Origin of the sequence: Vibrio amylolyticus (assembly GCF_023145695.1) — a bacterium.
Taxonomy (GTDB): domain Bacteria; phylum Pseudomonadota; class Gammaproteobacteria; order Enterobacterales; family Vibrionaceae; genus Vibrio; species Vibrio amylolyticus.
Genome location: NZ_JAJHVV010000011.1, coordinates 15184 through 36711, shown reverse-complemented (window position 1 = coordinate 36711; position 21528 = coordinate 15184). Strand labels below are relative to the sequence as shown.

Sequence of the window (21528 nt, the reverse complement as noted above, 5' to 3'; positions counted from 1 at the left end):
TAACGGATACCATTGAAGATCAGCATTATCGAAAGTTTGGCGCAATTCTCGACATAACAAACATGTCTGAATACTTACCATGCTTGAAGGTACTTAACCTTTTTGTTCCTTCATGCTCAAATCCTAGTTTTTCATAAAGCGCGACCGCTGTTGGGTTATCACAATGAACCTCTAACTCTAATCGCACGAGGTTGAGCCAATTATCCGCTTGTTCAATGGCTTTTATCATTAACGACTTACCGACCCCCTTACCATGAAAATCAGGGTGAATAGCAATCCCCACACCTGAGCAGTGTCTGTCTCGAACTTTCGTCGTCATAAACAAAGTAACATGACCAATGACCTTTGAATCATATTCCGCGACAAGTGTGTAATGATCTGGGTTACTAAACAGGGAAGCCACTTTCTCTGAACTTAGGAAAGGAACTTGAGAGGTATTTTGAGTAACGGATTGAAAACTGTATATTTCGGCCAAATCTGATGTATCGGTATTTTCTAAGCATCTAATAATATGTTCCATACGATCTTCTATTCTTCTTATTTCATTGCCAAACAGAGTTACTGATACTGAGCCGAAGTAATAAACTCACCAAAGGTTTCGCACCACACAATGGCCGTACTATATTTTGAAGGATCAACCTCTAGCGGTACATCAACGACGAAGTTGTCGAATGTTTTGATGTCCCCGACATACATCATGGTTGACTTCAAACGTTCAAAATCCGCTTCGGTTTCAACAAAGACATTTGATAGGTACAATTTGTAATCTGGACCTGGCGCTAACTCACCTTCAAAAGTGATGTGTTCCGCTCCAATAGAGAGCTTACCTTCACCCCAATGAAATCGGTCACTGTCCTGTCTATTACGCTCAAATTGTGCTGAATACAGTGAACCAGACGACATGCTCGTTATTTCTGATGCCGTCGGAGCCGATGGGGCTATTAAGATGGGCAGCATATAGATTCCGAGCGCAAAACCAAATGCTCCAATGCCGAGATGGGAAATGACCAATACAATCCATGTCTTACTCTTCATGAGTGTTCCTTATCTGTTTCTAAGCTTCCAGCTCAAAGATGTTGTGTTTCGTTCATACTAGCTACTTTCAAGAGATTCGCCTAGCCTAATTGCAACGCCATTCTCTGTAATACCGTCACGTTAGATCTCACATAAAAGCAGTGTTACGTATTTGGGGCCTTATGTTCAATAAAGCCCCATGACAACGGTAATATTAGTGCTGTTCCACCACGGTTTTCTTCAGCATTGACGCAAAAACGGCTACGCTCATCGTGACCAATAGCACCAATAACGACACTGCGGTTGGTATTTCCCAACTTGTTCCAACTAACATCATCTTGATACCAATAAATACCATGATGAAAGACAACGCAGGTTTTAAGTAGACAAACTTATCCATCATGCCTTGTAAAACGAAGTACAAAGAGCGAAGCCCCAACAGTGCAAAAACGTTAGCCGCAAGGACTAAAAACGGTTCTCTTGTCACCGCAAAAATAGCGGGGATAGAGTCTAACGCGAACATCACGTCCATAAACGCAATCACGCCGATCACGACCATCATTGGTGTCACCCACCAGCAACCACGCTCTTTAACGATCAGTGCATTTTCTCGAAAATCATCGGTCACCTTAGCCACCTTGCGGATCAATTTTTCGGGTAATGGGTTTAACTCTTCATCGCCATTTTCGCGCGCTAACTTTATCCCCGTCCAAATTAGGAATAGTGCAAACACATACAATAACCAGTGGTACTGTTCTAATAATTGAGCACCGACAACAATCATCACTGCACGAAGCACTAACGCCCCAATCACGCCCCAAAGTAACGCTCTTGGACGCAAATGCTCAGGGACTTGGTACTGATGAAAAATAATTGCGAAAACAAATAAGTTATCAACGCTTAGCGACTTCTCTAACAGATAACCAGTAATAAACGAGACAGTTGCTTTTTCCGCCGTGTAATCACTATTAGGCGCGTAAAAATCCCAGAAAACATAGATTGAAGCTGCAAATGCAAATGCCAAAACAAACCAAAAGACACTCCAAGCAGCGGCTTTTTTTATCGTGATTTGACCACCACGGGTTTGCCAAATGTCGAGCAGTACGAGTGAGAGTGTTAATAAAGCAAAAATAAGATAAGTCATCAAGGGCATAGATCCTCCAAGCGCGCAAGGATCGTTGAGAAAGACTCTTAGTCGACACCTTACGCAATCAAACACGCTATGCATCACCTACGCCGTAAAACGCTAAACCGATGGTTTATTGCTAAACAGACATAACTAACTTCATAGCTACGATTACGTTGGTCTTGTCGAAGTATGAATCTGAATATTCAGATTCAACTTATACTTACCGGAAAAGCGAAAGCTTAACGAGATGACGATAAGTAAACCAAAGGCGACTACTCCCCAAACAGAGCGGATTCTATTCCTCATTTTCGCTCGCGTCTACAAAAATATTTCCAAATGTAAATTTTATTCCTTATCGCCACAAAGAAAACTAAAGCACTGTTATAAAAGAGTTTTTATTTAATGCATTAACCTATTAAATACACATCAGCCTGACTGATAGATGTTGCCTATCAAACCAATAGGTCAAAACAATTGGTTCACGGTTTATTGTTGCCACTGTTTTTCGTATCGTACAAGTAACACTTTGACGCTCTTTGCTTACCCGTTTCAAATACAATGATAGAAACGTTTTGTACAGTACCGAGCAATAAACAAATGATAGAGAATGCCATGTCGACTTTTAATACCCGTTGCCCATCGTGTGAAGGGCTAAATAGAATCCCAAATGAACGAATTTCAGAAAGCCCAAAGTGTGGTAAGTGCCAAACTCCACTTCTTGATGGTGCGGCTATTGAAGGAACGTCATCTAACCTCTCTGCGCTACTGCAAAGCGATCAACCTGTTGTCATCGACTTTTGGGCCCCTTGGTGTAATCCATGTGTTGGCTTTGCTCCCGTATTTTCTGACTCAGCAGAACAGCACAATGGCCAAATACGCCACGTTAAAATTAACACTGAAGCTCAACAAGAACTGGCGGCACAATACCAAATACGTAGCATCCCAAGCATTATGGTGTTCAAAGATGGTAAACGTGTCGACATGATCAACGGTGCGCTTCCAAAAAATCAATTTGATCAATGGTTAAACCAAGCTATTACTAAGTAGCCCCCCTATTTAAAAGTAAGTCCATTAAGGCTTACTTAAGGACTAAACAGTCCTCTAACCACAGTCAAAAATTGTCATCCCTTTTAATGCTCCTTGCGATAAATATCTTTTGTCGTGAGGAGTAATATTATTCGTTTTACCTCATTCTAATTTAAGCTCATATTCGCCCCCGAAAACGGTTCTAACTCATTAATTTCGGAGGATCATACATTGGAAAAAACGATTACTGCTGCGCAAAATGCTCGTATCTCTGTACCTGTCATTGCACTATCTCTATACGCTGTCGCATCAGGTTATTTAATGAGTTTAATTCCTCTTATGTTGCCTCATTACGGATTAGACGCGAGTTTATCCAGTTGGCTGGCCAGCATTTTTTATGCAGGTTTACTTGTCGGCGCGATTGGCGTTGAACCTATTGTTTCTCGCTTTGGTCATCGCAATGCTTTCGTACTGTGTTTATTCGTACTAATGGGAACGGTTATTGCGCTTCCAACACTGAACTACGCAGCAGCTTGGCTTATCGCGCGTTTCATCGCAGGGGTTGCCGTTGCGGGCGTGTTTGTAATTGTAGAGTCTTGGCTGCTACATGGGGATGAATCTAACCGAGCTAAAAGACTTGGCCTGTACATGGGCGCCCTTTACGGGGGGTCTTCTCTAGGCCAGCTAGGGATAGGCACAATTGGCGTCACCGGCGGAGTTCCATTTATCGCTATTTTAACGCTAATGTTAATTGCGGTATTTGTGCTTGTATTTGGAGAGTCAGACCAACCAGAAAGTGAAGAGCCTGCGAGACTATCATTTAAGCAAATTGCAAAGCTCAATCATGCTGCAATTATCGGTTGTATCGTGTCTGGATTAACCTTAGGGGCTATTTATGGGTTGATGCCATTAGAGCTAAAACAACGTGGGATTAATAACAGTGACATAGGCGGGTTAATGGCGCTGATTATATTAGGTGGAATGGCGGTTCAACCTATGGTTCCTTGGTTTTCTAAGTTCTTGGGCAGAACACTATTAATGGCCATGTTTTGTATGTTAGGTGTCGCAGCGGTAGCGGCTACCGTATTGAACAACGATATGGGCGTATTTGCTGTCAGCCTATTTGTTTTAGGTATGGCGATCTTTGCGCTATACCCAGTCGCCATCAACTTAGGTTGCGATCGCTTAGACGCAAAATACATTGTTTCGGCAACACAAGTCATGCTATTTAGCTACAGTATTGGCTCGGTCTCTGGCCCGGTCATTGCGGACAAGTTCATGACTTCCCAACACGGGCTAATGGATTACTTATTTGCTTCACTGCTTGCAACTTGCATCTACATGCTTTTCGCCAGCGTGAAAGGCAAACGCCAAATTATGGCGGGTGAATAAAAGCATCGGCAAGTTTTCTATAACGCTTGAAGGGCTAAGTTTTTAACTTGGCCCGATTCTTTTTTACTCGATACTATTATTACACTCTCTTAACCCTATTCCCTATTTGCACTGGTACAATAGGTTCACTACCTTCTCAAACAGGCTTGATGATGGACAAAAAATACCTTCTTATAACCAGTGATGATTTTGCAATTAGCCACAGTGTCAACCAAGGCATCCTGCAAGGCTTTCAGCATGGCTTATTAAAAAGCAGTAATTTTATGGCTGCTGCACCTTGGTTGCCGGAAGCCGTCCGTCTCACCAAGCAACATGATTTACCTATTGGTGTCCATCTAACATTAACCTGTGAATGGACCAACATGAGTTGTGGGCCCATTAGTGGTGCTACATCACTATGTAATGAGCTCGGCTATTTCTACAGTAGCTATGAAGAGCTGTTGACCACGCTTAACATTGAAGACGTCAAAAACGAATATCGCGCACAGATAAAGCGTGTGATCAACAGTGGTGTTACCCCTACGCATGTTGAAACGCATATGCTCCCAGAGTTGCTCTTTAATGGTTCAGAAGCGTACCAGCCTATCGCACAAGCTGTAGAGGAAGTCGCAAGCGAATTTGGCTTAATTTATACCTATGCGGTAGACAATGATCGATTAAAGTATTTCAACGATAGCTTTACAATGACTCATATGAGTTTTGAGCAAATCACTGAACGACTCTCGAATTATCAGTCAGGTATCTATCACATCATCGGTCACTGTGCTCTTGACGATACTGAGCAAAATGCCCTTTCTTTACCTGAAGAACCCGTCTATCGATGGGCCGCAAAATGCAGACAACAAGATCTGGATATCATTAGATCAGAAGCGTTTAAAACATTCCTTGAAATCAATAACTTTGAGCTTATTGGAATCAAAGAGTTACTTGAGTTACATAATTTATAGTATGAATTTATCATTTTATTATGTCACCGACGCTTAATATAGATTACTAAAGCCCAAAATTGCGAACACCTTTCTTTTTTAACAGAAAGGCGTTCGCTTTTATCGCTTCTTTTACAAAATAAACTCCGTTAGTCAATAAACGCCAATATCATCTTAATCAGGTAAACCATCTCTATCGAGCCTAAATTGGCTACGGAGCCACTGGTTCGCAATATCATCATTTCGATTACCATGCCAGAATACGCTGAGTGATGGCGCTGAATATTTAAAAGGCACCGCCAGAGTTTTGATTTTATTGCTATCGAAGATCGTATTCGAGACCGTTTTAGGTACGGTGGCGATCCAGTCGGAACCATAAATCGTGTCAGAAAAGTCTCGAATTGAATTAAGCTTTCGTGCCACTTTCCTCTCCGAAAATATCGGGCTATGTATATCCGACAATTGATTAACACGATAATTGTCATGTGTAAGCATGACATGCTTTTCTGAAATATAACGCTCTAGGCTAATCTCACCCTCTATCCTTGAATGTTCATGACTGCAAACAACACATAGCTCATCACTCCAGATTACTTTACTTAATAATGTTGGATGAGCTGCACTGTGGTCGACGACTAGATCAATCTTCTTCTCTCGAATATCAGTAAACATGTCCTCTTTTATATTAACAACTTCAATAACACAATTTGGCGCAGCTTCTTGAATATTATCCAGTATTTGGGGTAATAATACGCAATTTGATATGTTTATTGCGGCGATTCTAAATGTACCAGTACATTCTTTAGGTTCAAATCGTCTAGTCGAAGGCAATGAGTGTGATACAAGCTCAAATGCTTGTTTCAATATTGGGTATAGTTCATTTGCAAACGGAGTGGGTTCAAGCGTGTAGGATTTCCTAACGAACAGTAAATCACGATACTCTTCACGCAATCGCTTTAAATTAGCACTTAGACTCGGTTGTGTAATATTCAGCCTGTCTGCAGCGTAGGTAAGGTTCCCTTCTTCATAAATTGCGATAAAGTAGTAGACGAGATTTAGGTTAAATCGTTTCATTATATTCTCAAGTGACAGCGTTCTGTTAAATGGTGATAAATCGACAACCGTGTCATGTTACATGTTCAACTATTTATTTTAATATTTCGTTAGCGCCATGACATAGTACTGTTAGATTTTTCAATGGAATTTCCAAACAAACGAAATACATTTAAACCACGTTAATACTCTAAGTTATTAATCTTACGAGGATATAGATTTAAACTATATCTAATATAGGAAAACCCCTATATTAGATCTGGCTTGTGTTTGGCATAATCCGCGGTTCCAAAAAATACACCTATAGAAGTAGTGAATGATGAACCGATTTGTAAAACCGATGATTATATCAGCAAGCCTTGTAACGTTATTTGGTTGCGTAGGTAGCAACGCCGTAACGGGTAAGCTAATGGAATTTAACGTAAAAGCGGTTGATAACCGATACGCTCGTGGCGGCTTGAATATGTTACTTGCGCCAGCATACGGCATCACGGTCGCTGCTGATTATATCGTGTTTAACTCGCTAGAATTTTGGACGGGTAAGAACCCTATTAACAAAAAGCCGCATATCTTTGATTCTAAAGTTGGCACTTATATAGAGATTAACGACCAACTGGATAAAAACCTTACCGACGCGCCACTTGACCCATTAGTTAAGCGTGTTATCGGTCATGGTGAAATGAAAGTAATCGATGACAATCAAATAGCGATTGAATTAACTTATGATGATGGTTCTCGTGCCACATTAACAGGCGAGCGCTTTGGTGACGAAGTTCACTACTCTCTAAATAATCAAGTAATTGCAAAAACAAGCATAGAAGAGATGCGGGTATATCTAGAGTCTGCTGAGAACTCTTAACTATTTTCCGTATACCCAACATTGATAGCAACGGTCAGTGTTTAACCTATCAAGGCTTATAACTAAAGAAGGTTAGCCCTAAAGCTAACCTTCTTATTTCTTAATCTATGCTAAAGGGCTAATCTTGCTCTGACACTTCTTCAATGTTGCAGTCTGTACAGCTTTGCAACGCAATTTCGTGTTCGAAAACGATGATACCTTTACTATCAGTCGCCAGTTCCACGACTTCATTCGCCACTTCTTGCTTATCTTCGTCTTCAACTTGATCTGCTAACTCTTCTATAGAGTAACCGTAAAAGTTCAGCAATAAGTAATCATGCGCTTCATCAATAGTACAAGACACATTGACGGAAAGATCGGCTTCTACATTGTCTTGTTCGATGATAGCCGCCAACTGGGTCATAACATCGTCTTTCATCGCCGGTGTTAGCCACCCAAGATCCGTATTTACTGTCGTTTTTTTACAGTTAAAACAAGGCAGTTTCTGAAAATGATATTGAAAATCAGTCATAAGTAATTTCTTCTTTATATATTGTATTTCCGAGATTATGCGCGTTTTTTAGAAAAATACTATCTCAAATGCCATTAACCACCTTTAAAGAGGTTAATTCTAAGGGGATGGTCCCCTACCATGGAAAAGCATTCCAATAAATGTTTCTCGCGAAACTAACGAATTATCTCGATGTTCAGTATACTCGGCATGTGTCTCCGCGGTAGCGAGTGGGTCTAACTGAATACTCCATAGCGCTTTGAATTGGTTCGGTAGGATTGAATATCGCACATCGATGATTCTAAATTCATCGATAGGGTCCTGCGCTAAAAATCCTCTTGAAAATCGTCGAAAACGCTCAATGTCATTGGCTTGTTGAGAACGAACATTAAGCCATGGAAAGTCCCGTTCAGTGTTGAGCTTAGCAATCGATTCTCCCGGAAACGTTTTTACTGACGTCCCTAACCTCACTGCATCTACATGGTAATGATCGTTTGTTTCGTATATCACTTTCCACAGTAAGATATTCGCAAAGCTTGGTTTGGCTTCTAGCTGAATGGGTAAATGTTGCCGCTCCTTCGCTAATTCCCACCCTACCGTCTCAGCTCTTTCCTTTTGTATTGCCCCTACTCCCAAATAAGTCACCGACCAAAGAATGGCTAAACGAGCAACCCAACGATTTCGCTTTATCATTGAAAATACAACCATTGCTATGATGGGAAGTGAGAATACGGGGTCGATTACTGATATTGTATTCCACGCATAACGCTTATCAGATATAGGCCAAAGTAATTGCGTACCATAGGAAGTACATGCGTCCAAAATCCCATGCGTACCATAGCCTAAAGCACAATAAAGCCAACTTCGCCTAAATGAAAGTCCGCGTTGTTTACCAAATAATTGATGTAAAACCAGAGCACAAATAAAACTGCCCAGAGGTATAAAGAAGAGAGAGTGAGAAAACTGTCGATGGTATTCCAAAAACAGTAGCGGATCACTTTGAGACCGAATAAATACATCCAAATCCGGTATCATGCCAGCGACTAGCCCAAAGAACCCAGCGATAACCAAGTTTTTTCTTTTACTCACTGACTGCGACAAGGAAGCTCCGAGTACCCCCTGCGTTATTGGATCCATAAATAACTCATTGAAAGTATATGACTTAATAGTAGCTCATTGTTTAAGAAGCACCACTAAACCTCACGACTTTGCTTAATCTATAGCAATGCCTACAAAAACTCTCTTATGGAAAGTCATCATCTCGAAATACCTATACTCAGGTATAGGGCCCAGAGGCACGGTGTCTAATCATCGCCTGAAAATTCGTGTCTATTGTAGTCTAATATTCAGGCTAAACTCGTTTCAAGTCATTACCAAACTCCCCTAGAGAACAATCTTAACCAAAGAAATTAGGTATAATTAAATGAACCGACACTTTTAAGGTATAAAAATGACTCACTTATTGCGAGTTGCAGCACTCACCTGTTGCCTTGCTAGCCCAGCTTTTGCCGTCAAACCCCTCTTCGAAACGACACCTTCTGAGACGACAAAAAAGCTGGATGATATTTTAGCTATATTCGGTGCGGAAGAAGAGTACGATCCGAACAAGGGCATTGACTCTAGCTACATTCCCGCTTTGTTCTATACGCCTGAGCAAGGCTTTGGTGTTGGCCTGTTGTACGTTGGCCTTTATGGCGACACTCATGGTGGAACCACCCAACCTTCTTCAATGGTGATCAACCCTTATATTTCCACTAACGGTTCTAAAGGGATCACGTTCGAGAACCGACATTTCTTTTTCGGCGATCATCATCGCTTTTACCTCGATTTAGAACTGTTTGATGATGCGGGTGTGTACTATGGTGTTGGGCACGACGCAGGCAGTGTGAACGATAACAAAATCAACTACTCAGAAAAGGTAGCGTTGATAGAGCCCACTCTACTCACGAAAGTCGCGGATGATTTCTACCTTGGCCTAGGGGCGAACATTACTTACGCCAAAGCCAGTGATTTTGAATTAGATGACGGCCAAGGCTCGTTAGATAAATCAGCTGATTTGGAAGAAAACACGAGCTACGGCGCTAACGTGAGCGCGGTTTATGATTCTCGAGACAACGTATTAAATGCCTCTGAAGGTTTATTGGTCGACATGACCGCCGGTTATTTTCACTCATCTCTTACCAACGATTGGTTTGGGAAATACAACTTTGAATTGGCAAACTACATCAATTTGGGCGAGTTTCCCGGTCTCATTGCCTGGCAAGTTCAAGGCGATTTCACCAGCGGTGATGTACCTTGGAATCGCTTGCCAGACATAGGAGGCGCTAATGGATTACGTGGGCACGTTGAAGGCCGCTACCGAGACAACCATATGGCGATGGGGCAAGTGGAATATCGCTTGCCTATTTTCTGGCGAGTCGGGGCCGTATTTTGGGGAGGCGTAGGTTCCGTTGCACCCGAAATAAATGAACTAAATGAAGATTTACTTACTTCTGTTGGGGCTGGATTGCGTTTCAAAATCAAAGACAAAGTTAACATAAGAGCGGACATTGGATTTGGTAACGATGAAACGGCATTCTACTTCCATGTTAACGAAGTTTTCTGATACCTAACCTGTGAATATACAGTATGTATTGGCGCCCCCTTTAGAAGCAGCACGCGTAAGAATTCATAAAGAAGAGAATCTAAGACAAGATATTGATGATAGAGCCGTACTTTTAAGATCCTCACACAATTAACATCTTATCGCCCTCACCAATCAGTTATTAACTATAATGATACGAAAGATATCATTATAGCGAAACCAAAGGGAGGGCGAGAATATGCAGGTAGCAAACAACATTTCGAACACAATTGGCGAATCTCCAATTTGGAACGTCCATACTCAGAGCTTAGTGTGGGTAGAAGCAGCAGGAAGCGATGTACACGAGTATTTCCCACTCAATGGCACAATTAAATCTTATGAGGTGCCTTTTGAAATCACGGCCATTGTCCCCTGTGATAATCAACATTGGGTATGCGCCAGCAAACAAGGGTTATTTCTGGCCTCTCCGGAACTGGACAATTTTACCCTTATCACTGACCCTTTTGCTCAATTTCCTCACCTTCATTGTAATGACGCTGTGGCGTCGCCCAACGGACAGCTATGGTTTGGTTCGATGAATTGCCAAGACCTTGAATCTCCTGATGGAAAGCTTTTCCAGTTTAACCAAGGGCAAGTTCAGAGCATGGACGCTGAGTTTAGCGTGGCTAACGGGATCTGTTTTAATCATCACCTTAAGCGTGCCTACTGTTCAAACATGTTTCAAAAGGTCGTCTTTGAGTATCAACTGAATGACGATATGACTGAGATTATCGATAAAACCATTTTCGTTAAGTTTGATGATCTAGAGGGGCTCCCTGACGGGTTGTGTAGTGACCGTTATGGCAACATTTATATCTGTCACTGGGACAATGGAAAAGTCAGCTATTACATGCCTTCGCCCAATCGTATTGGTAATCCGGATAAGCTTGGTGAAGTTAAACTTCCTGTAAAGCACGCAACGCGCTGTACGTTTGGTGGTGAATATTTGGATACCTTATTTGTTACCACCGCAAATTATGAACTAACCCCGACTGAAAAAAAGCTTTACCCTCACTCTGGGCAGTTATTCATACTTAATGCACCTACGAAAGGTAAAGTTGAGCCAACAATAAACTCTGCGCTGCTCTAATCGTAGTCTTTGTCCAATATGAATATAGCGTTTATGCTTTGGCTAACTGGTTGAAAATGCATGGGGAGTCTGGGAAGATACCAACTTCGGCCTTGCTCTTAGGCCAACTCGAAGAGCCGTTTAAAAAGGAATCTATAGTGTCGGAAAAAGTGGTGTCAGAGAAAGTAAACTCCGTGGATCGTTTGGTCAACGTTATCGAAAGAATTGGATCATCAAAAAGTCCAGTTCCTGCTTCTGATATCATTTTCGAATCTGGCATTCCTAAACCCACTTGTCATCGACTGCTTCAGCTTCTAGAAGAAACGAATTACATTCAGCAAGACGAACGTGGACACTTTTACCCGAGTTCACAGATGCTCTCGATTGCCTTGGACGTTAAATGGACTAACCAGCATAAGCTGCAACGCCAAGCCATATTACACGGTTTATCTCGTAAGCTAGAAGAAACCTGTGGGCTCGCATTAGCGAACGATGATCCTATGCCACACATGGTCTATTACGATCGTATACAGACCAACTGGCCGCTTCAAATTGTTATTCCTGTTGGGTTTCCGACCCCATTATGGGCCTCCGCCAGCGGAAAACTTTATCTGAGTACACTAACACCAGCACAACTTCGAAAAGTGTTGAGCAAAATTGAGTTAACCCAATGCGCCAAAAACACCATTACCGATCTACAAACGCTTAAGAAAGAGCTCAGCTTAATCAAACGTCGTGGATACAGCCTTGATGATGAGGAGTTTATCGATGGAATGGTAGCAATAGCATTGCCCCTTTACGATCAGCAAGGACACTTTATGGCAGCGGCCTTTTGTCATTGCCCGAAAAGCCGTAAGAGTGTTAGTGATCTAGAAAATTACCTGCCGATACTGCGTTCTGCACAGCAGAGTTTAGAAACGGTATATCAGGATATGAAAGACCAGTTCAACTAAACCCAACTGCTAGTTAGCAAACGAATAGTAACCAGACGGATAGCAAACAAAATTACGACGATTTACGCGCCATTTCTTCAACCGTAAAATCAAGGATCTCTTTCGCAGCGTTTTGCATCTCTGGAAGATACATTTTTAGCTGCTCTAAAGAGGTTCTGAAGCTCGGTGCATGACAGAATAGATACCCAAAATTAAGCTCATTGGAACCAATAGGCACGGAAATCGCTGCCATTCCGTCTACAAACTCTTCGTTATCCTCGCCAAATCCTTGATCGCGTATCCGCGTCAATTCTTCAAGAAATATTGCTTCATTGGTAATGGTCTTAGGCGTGTATTCGGTCAGCCCCATATGTTGTACAACGTTCTTCCTAATCTCTTCATCGAGCATTGAAAGGTAAAGTTTACCCGACGCAGAAGCCGCAATAGGAACTGGGCTCCCCTCTGCAAGGTTTATCTGCAACGGCCAATTACAATTAACACGTTCAAAGTAGATCATCTCTATGCCGTTCGGTACTGATATACCGCAAGTTTCCCCTATACGATCAGACAAGCGTTGCAGTACAGATTCGCGTTGTTCAGAAAAGCGCTGATTTTTAAGAATATCGTGAGATAAGGTTTGTAATTTCTGCCCTGCGATAACACGGCCAACAATGTTTTCTTGGAGGTGCCCTAACGATATCAAGTGCGTGATTAGCTTATTTGCTGACGCTATAGGCATGTTCAGTTGATTGGCTATCGACTCTCTATCTAAATGCCCTCTGCTGTTCGCGACTAAAGACAGCACTTGAAGCACGCGATCTAGGGTTGATCCTTTGGTTGTGCTAGTCGAACTTGAAGTTGGCATAAAGGTAAACTCTTTTTGAAATCGGTTTCAACGTGCTTGCTATAGCCTATTGTTTTTGTTGCCTAAGCGCAACCGTGCTGCAACCTAGGAGCCCAATAAACAAGGGCTTACTAATAAGGTAAGCCCTAAATTGTTAATACTTCGTCACTCTAAAATAATGATTATTGAAGTGCAGCATTCCCCCAACTTGCATGGTCATATCCGTTTCCGTTGCCAGTATCATTAACCTTAAGCGTAATTGACGTTGTATCAGCTGGTATATCAATGGATATTGGCTGAGCTGCGTCACTGCCCGTTAAAGTCACACTTTGATAATAAAGCACACTATCCAGCTCTACTTGAAACTGAACCGACCCAGAATTACCTACTTCGTCATCTACACCAATACTAGCGGTAAATTGACTGTATTCGCCCGCAATGATTGTATAGGTAATCGATGAGTTAGCATGAACACCCAGTCCTTTGGCAAACTGTTGCCCACCAATTGATATGGTGACACCATCCGAAGCCGCCTCTTCACCGTTACTCATGTCTTTTTCAATCGGTCCCCAACCGTTTGTGGATGTATCTTCTTGAATATCACTCAAATACACTAAGGTTGGTTCGACAGGCGCACTACCCGGGTCTTCGGTCATAAACAGATTGCCCGTGCCGTTGTCTGACGGGTGAATCCAGTTCGTCCCGCCATCAGGGTCATAAGCAAATGCTAAACCTGTATGGGGCCCACTGCCGCCATTGCCATTACTCAATCGAAGTTCGAATTGATGCCAACCTGGTGCAAGATTTAGGTTACCGGTAGAGACTCTATCGCTCCACAAATCACTGCTTAACACCAATTGCCCATCAATCCATAGGCGCGTTTTATCGTCATTGTTTTCACTAAACGATATTTGTCCATCAGCGTCATAGATGTACCCTGTATAAACCTCTGTAGTATTACCAGCAATACTGTCCTCAGTTTCACTCAAGCTAGTTGTGATCCACATTTTCGGGTTCTCATCTGTCACATTGATGTTGCCCGAGACCGTACCGTAGAAAAGCCCAGGTACAGCGGCACTTCCACCTTCACTCGGTATACGCAATTTAGCGTCTCCCCATGAAGCGTGATCACTACCAACACCATCTCCAGCGTCAGACACCACCAACTTCAATTCTTGAGCACTACTGCTAATGTTGACGGCGATGTACTCAGCAACATCACTACCTCTAAGCACACTACTTTGATACGCCATTACATCATCAATCCATACTTCGAATACGACAGAGCCATTGCTTCCCACTTCATCATCTACACCAATAAACGCGGTAAACTGATTGTAGTTATCCCCCGTTAAGCTGTAGGTCACTTCAGAGTGAGCATGAACACCTAGCCCTTTATCAAACTTACTGCCTCCTATTGAAATGGTTGAACCATCACCAGCTGCGTTTTCACCCACACTGGTGTCTTTCTCGATTGGTCCCCAACCGTTAGTTGACGATGTTTCTGACACATCACTGAGATATACATAAGTCGTCGCTTGTGGCGGATCGGGTACAACAATGGTTGGCCCTTCGTACTCAATTTGTTGTAAGTACGCGACGAGCGCGGCGCGTTCACTACTATCAGATACCGTATGTTGAGCGCCTATCTGTAATACTTCATCTAATGTCGATGCTTGACCATTATGGAAATACGGAGCGCTATTCCAAAGCCCTATTAAGCTTGGGGTATCAAACCCAACACCTGCTAATGGTGCGCCAATACCTTGCCCCGATGTTGCATCGATAGTCCCAACGTCGTGCCTTTCCATGTCAGTAAAGTAGACGCCTTCGTGACAACTATTACACCCTTTAGCTGCAAAAAGTGTTTCACCGCTTTGCGCCTCGCTAGTTAGGTTTCCATTGTCATCTCGATATGGACTTTGAGGGAATTCATTTAAACTGCTTACGTAAAACGCTAGGTTATCTAAGTCTTCACTTTTACCCGATTTAGAGGTTCCAAGCGGTGACTCGGTTAAGGTAAACAAAGCATCGACCATAAAGCCGCGGCCACCAAACGCATATCGAATGTCGTTTTCAAAATCTTGGATTTCATCGAAACTCGCGGTCCAGTGAACTCGGCCATGTCCCGTACCTGTTTTACCCAACAACGAGATCGTATTGCGTAGCCCTTCTCCTCTGTCGGTAAAGTCCCAGACTCTATGGTCGCTGTCGCCATCAGCGTGACAAGAAGCACACGATATGTAGCCATCTTGCGTCATTCTCGCATCGGCTGCGTTATAGAAGATCTGCTTCCCCTTCAACACTCTAGGATGGAAGGATTCATTTTCTACGGTGGAGACTTTCGCAAGATCGGTTATCTCTCCTCGGTTCTCTAAGAAACTCGTGAGGTCATGAACTGATACCGTTCGAGACATAAAGTTATGCACGAACAGCGTATTTCCAGAAAGTACCAGGCCTCTTGGTGCAAGCCCTGTATCAAAGATCTCGCCTGTACGGTTAAGCGTGTACGTATTGCGTATTTCAATACTGTTCTGACCTTCGACGGCAATGAAAATCAGGTCTCCAATATCGCTGAATACTGCTGATTTAGGTTGCGCACGGTCATCGATGTCTAGTGCATTCGCCATGACGGTTTGTGAATTCAGATCAAGCCTATTCACAATTGCTCTAACCGTAGTTTCAAACGTCAGCTTTTTCGCCTCGTCACCTTCTAAATAAGAGCCACGATCAACGTTCGCTTTATTCGATGGTAACCACGCACTGTAGCCATCAGGGGAGATCGCCACCGAGCCTAAGTAGTTCGCAATACCGCGGCTTCTATCGGGTCCATCAATTGTCGTGGTGTCTTTGGCTATCTGATACCTTTGGTCGATGGTCATGCTCGATACATCCACAGCCACCACTTCCGCATACGATTGTGGCGAAATAAATCGAGTCACTAACACTTGTGAGGAAGAACTGTCAATCGCGATGCCTCGCGCATTGTGTCCAACATCAAGCGTATCAATAATCGCTTTTGAAGTAGGATCTATTTTCACCAACTGGCCGCTAGACTGAAGCGACACAAACGCACTCGTGCCATCAGGCGTAAATGCAATACCGTAAGGCTCTGCGGCTCTTGGTAATGCTACTGTTTCTAGCGATTGCCCTGTTGAACTTAAAATAGAAACGTTAGAGCTCGCTTGATTCACTACCCAGATATTGCCATCGGGTGCTACCGCTAAGGTTCTCGGTTGATCGCCTACTGCCGTTTCCCACTGTTTTGCATATGGGGCGGTATTAGCAATCGCACTGACCGAGTCGTTATCTTCGTTGACCACGAGGACCTGCCCATTACTTTCTATAATGGTCGAAGACGCGGTAGGACTATTAAATGTAGGTTGACGATATACTGTAATTGGCACCGATTTACTGCTTTCAAACACACCATCAACTGTGGCTTCGCGCACAGTGACTACGGCTGACCAATGGTTAGGTTCACCGTAAAGATAGGATGCGCTACCACTTGGGGAAAACGGTGTAGAACCTCCACCATCACCAAAATTCCATGAGTATTCAACATCACCGCCTAAGATTGGCGTCGTTGACGCAGCAAAATTAACACTGCTTCCTAGCGTGATTTTATCCACCGAAGAAATCTGAACATCATGTCCAACCTGTGATCCGGTTGAGAACCGATATTCCGTTCGTGCCATTGGGTTGCCAGCAAAGTCTTGAATGCCTTCAAGCGTCACTTCATAAATACTGTCCGCTTCTAATGGCTGTGAAGGGGTAAAGTTGATAAAGCCTAAGTTCGTACTGTACTCACCTTCTAGAGGGGTACTGCTACCAAATTTAGTGACCGTGAAAGAGCTGCTGTGAACCGTGTCCATCAACACACTGTCAGACAAGGCGATGCCGACTCGAGTTGTTAAAGGCTGAAGAGTAGAATTAATATCGGGTACAGCGGCTGATAGATACGGAGGTATCATGTCTGGCGAACTTTGATGAGCAATTAAGCCACTGCCCGAGCCATGATCATTGCCAACCCAAACAAGGTTACCAAACGGAAACACTTGCCCGTGGTCTGTGTTACTGCTTGTCGCGTTGAGTGAGCCTCTACCCAGTTCTCGGATATTATTAATATCGCTCACATCTAAAATGGCGATATCATCCTGATTTCCTAGAAATAACTTATTGTCTTGTACGTTACAGTAAAGATTTTCAAACCCAGTGAGTTTCTCATTCACTAACGTCATCGGGTTAGTCGTTGTGTCGTACACACGTAGCATTTCATTTGTGCTTCGTGCACCAAAGTACGCGTACCGACCATCCCAGCATGACGCATAATATTTCTCAGGTAAGCGGTTAACGGTTTTCGCGAGTGTTGGGTTTATTGGATCGTCGATATTGAGAATGGAGAACCCTGCCGTGCCTTCCATACTTGAGATAAACATTCGATTACCCAAGGCGAAGATTGGCCCAACATTAAAACCGCCTAGCTCTGAATTTGGGATGGTTTTGACTAGCGTTGGGTTATTCATGTCTGTGGTATCAACAATGGTAATCCCTGCATTACCACGTGCTACGTAAAGATATGGCGCTTGCCAAAACAACTGCCATGACACATTGTTATAGTCACCAAAGTTTACGCCTGATATCGCCAATTTAGAGAGGCGAACTGGGCTAGAGACATCACTCCAATCCCAAATTTCGATGCCTTTGCCCGATTGAATTGCAATCGTGTTGTTTTCACCCAAGCCAAACGAATGCGGCTCTCTAAACTCAGCCGTTCTTAAACCGTCACCCGTTCGATTCTCGTTGGCTAAGTCTGGCTCATAAACGGTTTTTACTAATTGCATAGATTTGGGGTTAGACACATCTAACGCTATCCAACCACCAGGGCCTCCACCACTATCAGGTGCAAACACCCCGACCATATAACCATTTAACATGGTCATTACGTTAACGCCGTAATGCTTTCTACCTGGATAATCCGGAGGTAGAAAATTGGTTGTATCATCTACGAGTGGACTCGATACATGGGTAAACGCTTCCGAAGAGCCGTAGTTAAGATTCCCTAACCCCGGTCCCTGCGCGGCATTCACCGACGCTATCATAGAAGTTCCATATAACCCTGCTATTACACTGCTTACAACAAAGCGACGCCAAGTCTTTACATACTTATTTAAGCTTCCGGCTATCATCGCCTTCTCCTTGTTTTTATAGTCATTAAATAAAGCTCGCTTCACTTGAGTGTCTTAACCCAAGAAAAGCGAGCACCTAAAAAACATGAAGAGGACAGAATTACCTACCCTATTACATCGCGTTCAGTAAACCTACCGCGCACCTCCTCACATCAATGCGTTATTTCATAGTCGGCATGACGAATTCGGCTTGAGTTTGGGTACTTTCTTTAGAACCTGATTTAATATCAGATTCAGGCCAGCGTGTGGTTATCGCTTTCATTCGAGTAAAGAATCGAACACCATCAGGGCCATGCATGTGTAAAGGTCCAAACAACGAACGCTTCCAACCACCAAAACTATGGAAAGCCATAGGCACAGGGATTGGAACATTCACCCCCACCATCCCTACTTGAACCTTGCTTGTGAAGTCTCTTGCTGCATCCCCATCTGCTGTGAAGATAGCGGTGCCGTTACCGTACTCATGATCATTAATGATTTTTAAGGCTTGCTGGTAATTGTCGGCGCGCAACACACACAACACAGGACCGAAGATCTCTTCTTTATAAATCGTCATTTCAGTCGTTACGTTGTCAAACAGCGTGCCACCAACAAAATACCCATCGCTGGATTTTGCGAGTGGTAACTCCCTGCCATCTACAACTAAGGTTGCACCTTCGTCGACACCTTGCTGAATATAGCCAGAGACTTTTTGTTTGTGCTCTTTGGTGATAAGCGGTCCCATGTCATTCTCGATTTCTTGACCATAACCTTGACCCACTTTGAGAGTTGCCAGTTTATCTTGAAGAAGGCGCACTAATGCATCCCCTGTTTCTTCGCCAACGGTAACCGCGACTGATATCGCCATGCAGCGTTCACCGGCTGCACCATACGCTGCGCCCATCAAAGCATTAACAGCGCCATTCATATCCGCATCAGGCATAACAAGCATATGGTTCTTAGCACCGCCTAATGCTTGAACACGCTTGCCATATTTAGCGCCTTCAGAGTAGATATACTCAGCAATCGGTGTAGAGCCGACAAAACTTACGGCTTGAACGCGCTCATCTTGCAATAACGTATCAACCGCCTCTTTATCGCCTTGAACAACATTGAACACGCCATCTGGAAGCCCTGCCTGTTTTAGTAACTTAGCCAGGAATAGCGGTGCGGAAGGATTTTTCTCCGACGGTTTTAAGATGAACGTGTTGCCTGTAGCAATGGCAATTGGGAACATCCACATTGGCACCATGACAGGGAAATTAAACGGTGAAATACCAGCGACAACGCCTAAAGGCATCATCAGAGAATGGGAATCCACACCCGTACCCACATTTAAACTGTGCTCGCCTTTTTGTAGATGCGGAATCCCACACGCAAATTCAACCACCTCTAGCCCGCGAGTAATCTCACCTAACGCGTCACTAAACACCTTTCCGTGCTCACGACTTATTATCTCAGCCAGTTCGTTTCGGTTCTCTTCTAACAGTGCTTTAAAGCGAAACAAAACACGTGATCGGTTAAGAGGCGTAATCGTTGACCATGTTTTGAATGCTTTATCGGCGACTTGAATGGCTAACTCGACTTCTGCTTTAGCCGACAGTTTTACATGGTTTTGTATCTCACCCGTTGCAGGGTCATAGACGGGTTGCTGCCTTTCTGAATGGCTCTCAACACTTTGGTTATTGATGAAATTACAGATCATATTCTCTTCCTTGTATAAAATATTTAGGGCTTTGATTTAAAGTTTGAAATTCGTGTTACCAAACTGCTTTGTACAGCTCGATCATGGTTTCTTTATCGGGTACTCGTGGGTTGTTATTAGGAGACCCTGACGCCAAAGCCTGCTCAGACATGATGTCGAGGTTTGACCAAAACTCTTGTTTGTCTATGCCAAACTCACTTAACGAAGGAACGCTTAGGTCCCTATTTATCGCTTTTAGTTCAATGAGTAATGCGTCAACAGCGGCATCATCACTGGTTGATAACTCAACAACTCCCATTGCGCGAGCACATTCTGCATAGCGAGCTTTCGCAGCTGGAATCGAATACTCAGTCACCGTTGGAAGCAACATAGCGTTGCTCATGCCGTGTGGTACGTGGAAATGGGCACCGATCGGTCGGCTCATACCATGAACTAATGCCACTGAAGCATTGGAAAATGCAATACCAGCGAGTGTTGCACCAAGCATCATTTGCTCTTTGGCGTGCTTATTATCCGGATTATTCACAGCCTCACGTAAATTAGGCGCAATAAGCTTCATTGCGAGCAGCGCTTGCTGATCAGTAAACAAACCGGACTTTCCACTCACATACGCTTCTACTGCGTGAGTCAGCGCGTCTATTCCTGTATCCGCTGTGATACGTTCAGGCGCAGTCATTGATAGCTCAAAATCGATAATGGCAGCAGCGGGAATTAGCCCTGGCCCCATACAAAGCAGCTTTTCATCGTTGGTTTCATCGGTAATGATGGTTACTTTCGTCACTTCAGATCCCGTACCTGCGGTTGTTGGAATAGCAATGAGTGGCATGATTGGTAATGTGACGACATTTGGTACAGAGTGATCGCGTATGCGGCCTTTATATTGAGCTAATAACGCAATGGCTTTTGCGCTGTCGATTACGCTGCCGCCGCCTAATGCAATAATGCCATCGTAATTTCCTTCAATCGCTTTTGTAACTGCAGGAAGAATCGACGCTTCAGTAGGCTCTGGAATCGTATCGGTAAAAATATCGGATTGAATATCGGCTTTTGTGACAATCGCTTGAAGATTTTCAACGTGACCTAACGTCTTCATAATTGGATCCGAGATTATCAACACTCGTTTACAACCTAACTGACGTGCTATATCGCCAGTCGCGCTTTTTGCACCTTCTCCGACTTCTAAGAATTTTGGTAAAACAATAGATTGGCTCATAAATCACCTTTAATTTAATATCGATACATTTAGTATCATTATTTACTAAAATATATTTTGGGCGCAGAAATGCTCTATCTAGAGA

At 43.3% G+C, this 21528-nt stretch carries 17 protein-coding genes; 7 read left to right on the top strand and 10 right to left on the bottom strand.

Features of this window, described 5'->3' with window-relative positions:
* Window positions 1–25 precede the first annotated feature (25 nt).
* The 3 genes from KP803_RS16730 to KP803_RS16720 form a co-directional block, all read right to left on the bottom strand.
* Entirely contained in the window at window positions 26–520 is a 495-nt protein-coding gene (locus KP803_RS16730) for a GNAT family N-acetyltransferase (RefSeq protein WP_248010009.1), read from the bottom strand.
* Between the two features lie 38 nt (window positions 521–558).
* Entirely contained in the window at window positions 559–1035 is a 477-nt protein-coding gene (locus KP803_RS16725) for a DM13 domain-containing protein (RefSeq protein WP_248010008.1), read from the bottom strand.
* A 193-nt stretch (window positions 1036–1228) separates the two neighbouring features.
* The gene (locus tag KP803_RS16720) at window positions 1229–2167 is read right to left on the bottom strand and encodes a TerC/Alx family metal homeostasis membrane protein (RefSeq protein ID WP_248010007.1); all 939 of its coding nucleotides are present in this window, start codon (window positions 2165–2167) and stop codon (window positions 1229–1231) included.
* Window positions 2168–2755: 588 nt separating this feature from the next.
* Here KP803_RS16720 and trxC point away from each other — a divergent pair.
* The 3 genes from trxC to KP803_RS16705 all read left to right on the top strand — a co-directional run bounded on the left by trxC (window position 2756) and on the right by KP803_RS16705 (window position 5508).
* Window positions 2756–3190 carry a thioredoxin TrxC gene (gene trxC / locus KP803_RS16715; RefSeq protein ID WP_248010006.1) on the top strand — a complete coding sequence of 145 codons (435 nt, stop codon included), beginning with the start codon at window positions 2756–2758 and terminating at the stop codon, window positions 3188–3190.
* Between the two features lie 210 nt (window positions 3191–3400).
* On the top strand, window positions 3401–4561 hold the full coding sequence (locus tag KP803_RS16710) for an MFS transporter (RefSeq protein WP_248010005.1): 1161 nt from the start codon (window positions 3401–3403) through the stop codon (window positions 4559–4561).
* A gap of 149 nt (window positions 4562–4710) precedes the next feature.
* Entirely contained in the window at window positions 4711–5508 is a 798-nt protein-coding gene (locus tag KP803_RS16705) for a carbohydrate deacetylase (protein WP_248010004.1), read from the top strand.
* 153 nt (window positions 5509–5661) lie between these two features.
* On the opposite strand, the gene KP803_RS16700 is transcribed toward KP803_RS16705, so the two are convergent.
* Entirely contained in the window at window positions 5662–6561 is a 900-nt protein-coding gene (locus tag KP803_RS16700; protein WP_248010003.1) for a LysR family transcriptional regulator, read from the bottom strand.
* 295 nt (window positions 6562–6856) lie between these two features.
* Between KP803_RS16700 and KP803_RS16695 the strand changes: the two genes are divergently transcribed.
* Window positions 6857–7399: a DUF3332 family protein gene (locus KP803_RS16695; RefSeq protein ID WP_248010002.1), complete on the top strand. Its 543-nt coding sequence runs from the start codon at window positions 6857–6859 to the stop codon at window positions 7397–7399.
* A 118-nt stretch (window positions 7400–7517) separates the two neighbouring features.
* On the opposite strand, the gene KP803_RS16690 is transcribed toward KP803_RS16695, so the two are convergent.
* Complete coding sequence (locus KP803_RS16690; protein WP_248010001.1) at window positions 7518–7910, bottom strand: hypothetical protein; 393 nt, start codon at window positions 7908–7910, stop codon at window positions 7518–7520.
* Between the two features lie 99 nt (window positions 7911–8009).
* A complete protein-coding gene (locus tag KP803_RS16685) occupies window positions 8010–9026 on the bottom strand; it encodes a metal-dependent hydrolase (protein WP_248010000.1) in 1017 nt (338 codons plus the stop codon).
* 313 nt (window positions 9027–9339) lie between these two features.
* Between KP803_RS16685 and KP803_RS16680 the strand changes: the two genes are divergently transcribed.
* The 3 genes from KP803_RS16680 to KP803_RS16670 all read left to right on the top strand — a co-directional run bounded on the left by KP803_RS16680 (window position 9340) and on the right by KP803_RS16670 (window position 12534).
* Window positions 9340–10494 carry a BamA/TamA family outer membrane protein gene (locus KP803_RS16680; RefSeq protein WP_248009999.1) on the top strand — a complete coding sequence of 385 codons (1155 nt, stop codon included), beginning with the start codon at window positions 9340–9342 and terminating at the stop codon, window positions 10492–10494.
* A 217-nt stretch (window positions 10495–10711) separates the two neighbouring features.
* Window positions 10712–11602 carry an SMP-30/gluconolactonase/LRE family protein gene (locus tag KP803_RS16675; protein ID WP_248009998.1) on the top strand — a complete coding sequence of 297 codons (891 nt, stop codon included), beginning with the start codon at window positions 10712–10714 and terminating at the stop codon, window positions 11600–11602.
* A gap of 137 nt (window positions 11603–11739) precedes the next feature.
* On the top strand, window positions 11740–12534 hold the full coding sequence (locus KP803_RS16670; RefSeq protein ID WP_248009997.1) for an IclR family transcriptional regulator: 795 nt from the start codon (window positions 11740–11742) through the stop codon (window positions 12532–12534).
* A gap of 52 nt (window positions 12535–12586) precedes the next feature.
* On the opposite strand, the gene KP803_RS16665 is transcribed toward KP803_RS16670, so the two are convergent.
* The 4 genes from KP803_RS16665 to KP803_RS16650 all read right to left on the bottom strand — a co-directional run bounded on the left by KP803_RS16665 (window position 12587) and on the right by KP803_RS16650 (window position 21443).
* Window positions 12587–13378: an IclR family transcriptional regulator gene (locus tag KP803_RS16665; protein WP_248009996.1), complete on the bottom strand. Its 792-nt coding sequence runs from the start codon at window positions 13376–13378 to the stop codon at window positions 12587–12589.
* A 161-nt stretch (window positions 13379–13539) separates the two neighbouring features.
* Window positions 13540–18546, bottom strand: a complete 5007-nt coding sequence (locus KP803_RS16660; RefSeq protein WP_248009995.1) for an NPCBM/NEW2 domain-containing protein — start codon at window positions 18544–18546, stop codon at window positions 13540–13542.
* A 160-nt stretch (window positions 18547–18706) separates the two neighbouring features.
* A complete protein-coding gene (locus KP803_RS16655; RefSeq protein ID WP_248009994.1) occupies window positions 18707–20230 on the bottom strand; it encodes a CoA-acylating methylmalonate-semialdehyde dehydrogenase in 1524 nt (507 codons plus the stop codon).
* Window positions 20231–20285: 55 nt separating this feature from the next.
* The gene (locus KP803_RS16650) at window positions 20286–21443 is read right to left on the bottom strand and encodes an iron-containing alcohol dehydrogenase (RefSeq protein ID WP_248009993.1); all 1158 of its coding nucleotides are present in this window, start codon (window positions 21441–21443) and stop codon (window positions 20286–20288) included.
* Window positions 21444–21528: the final 85 nt, after the last annotated feature.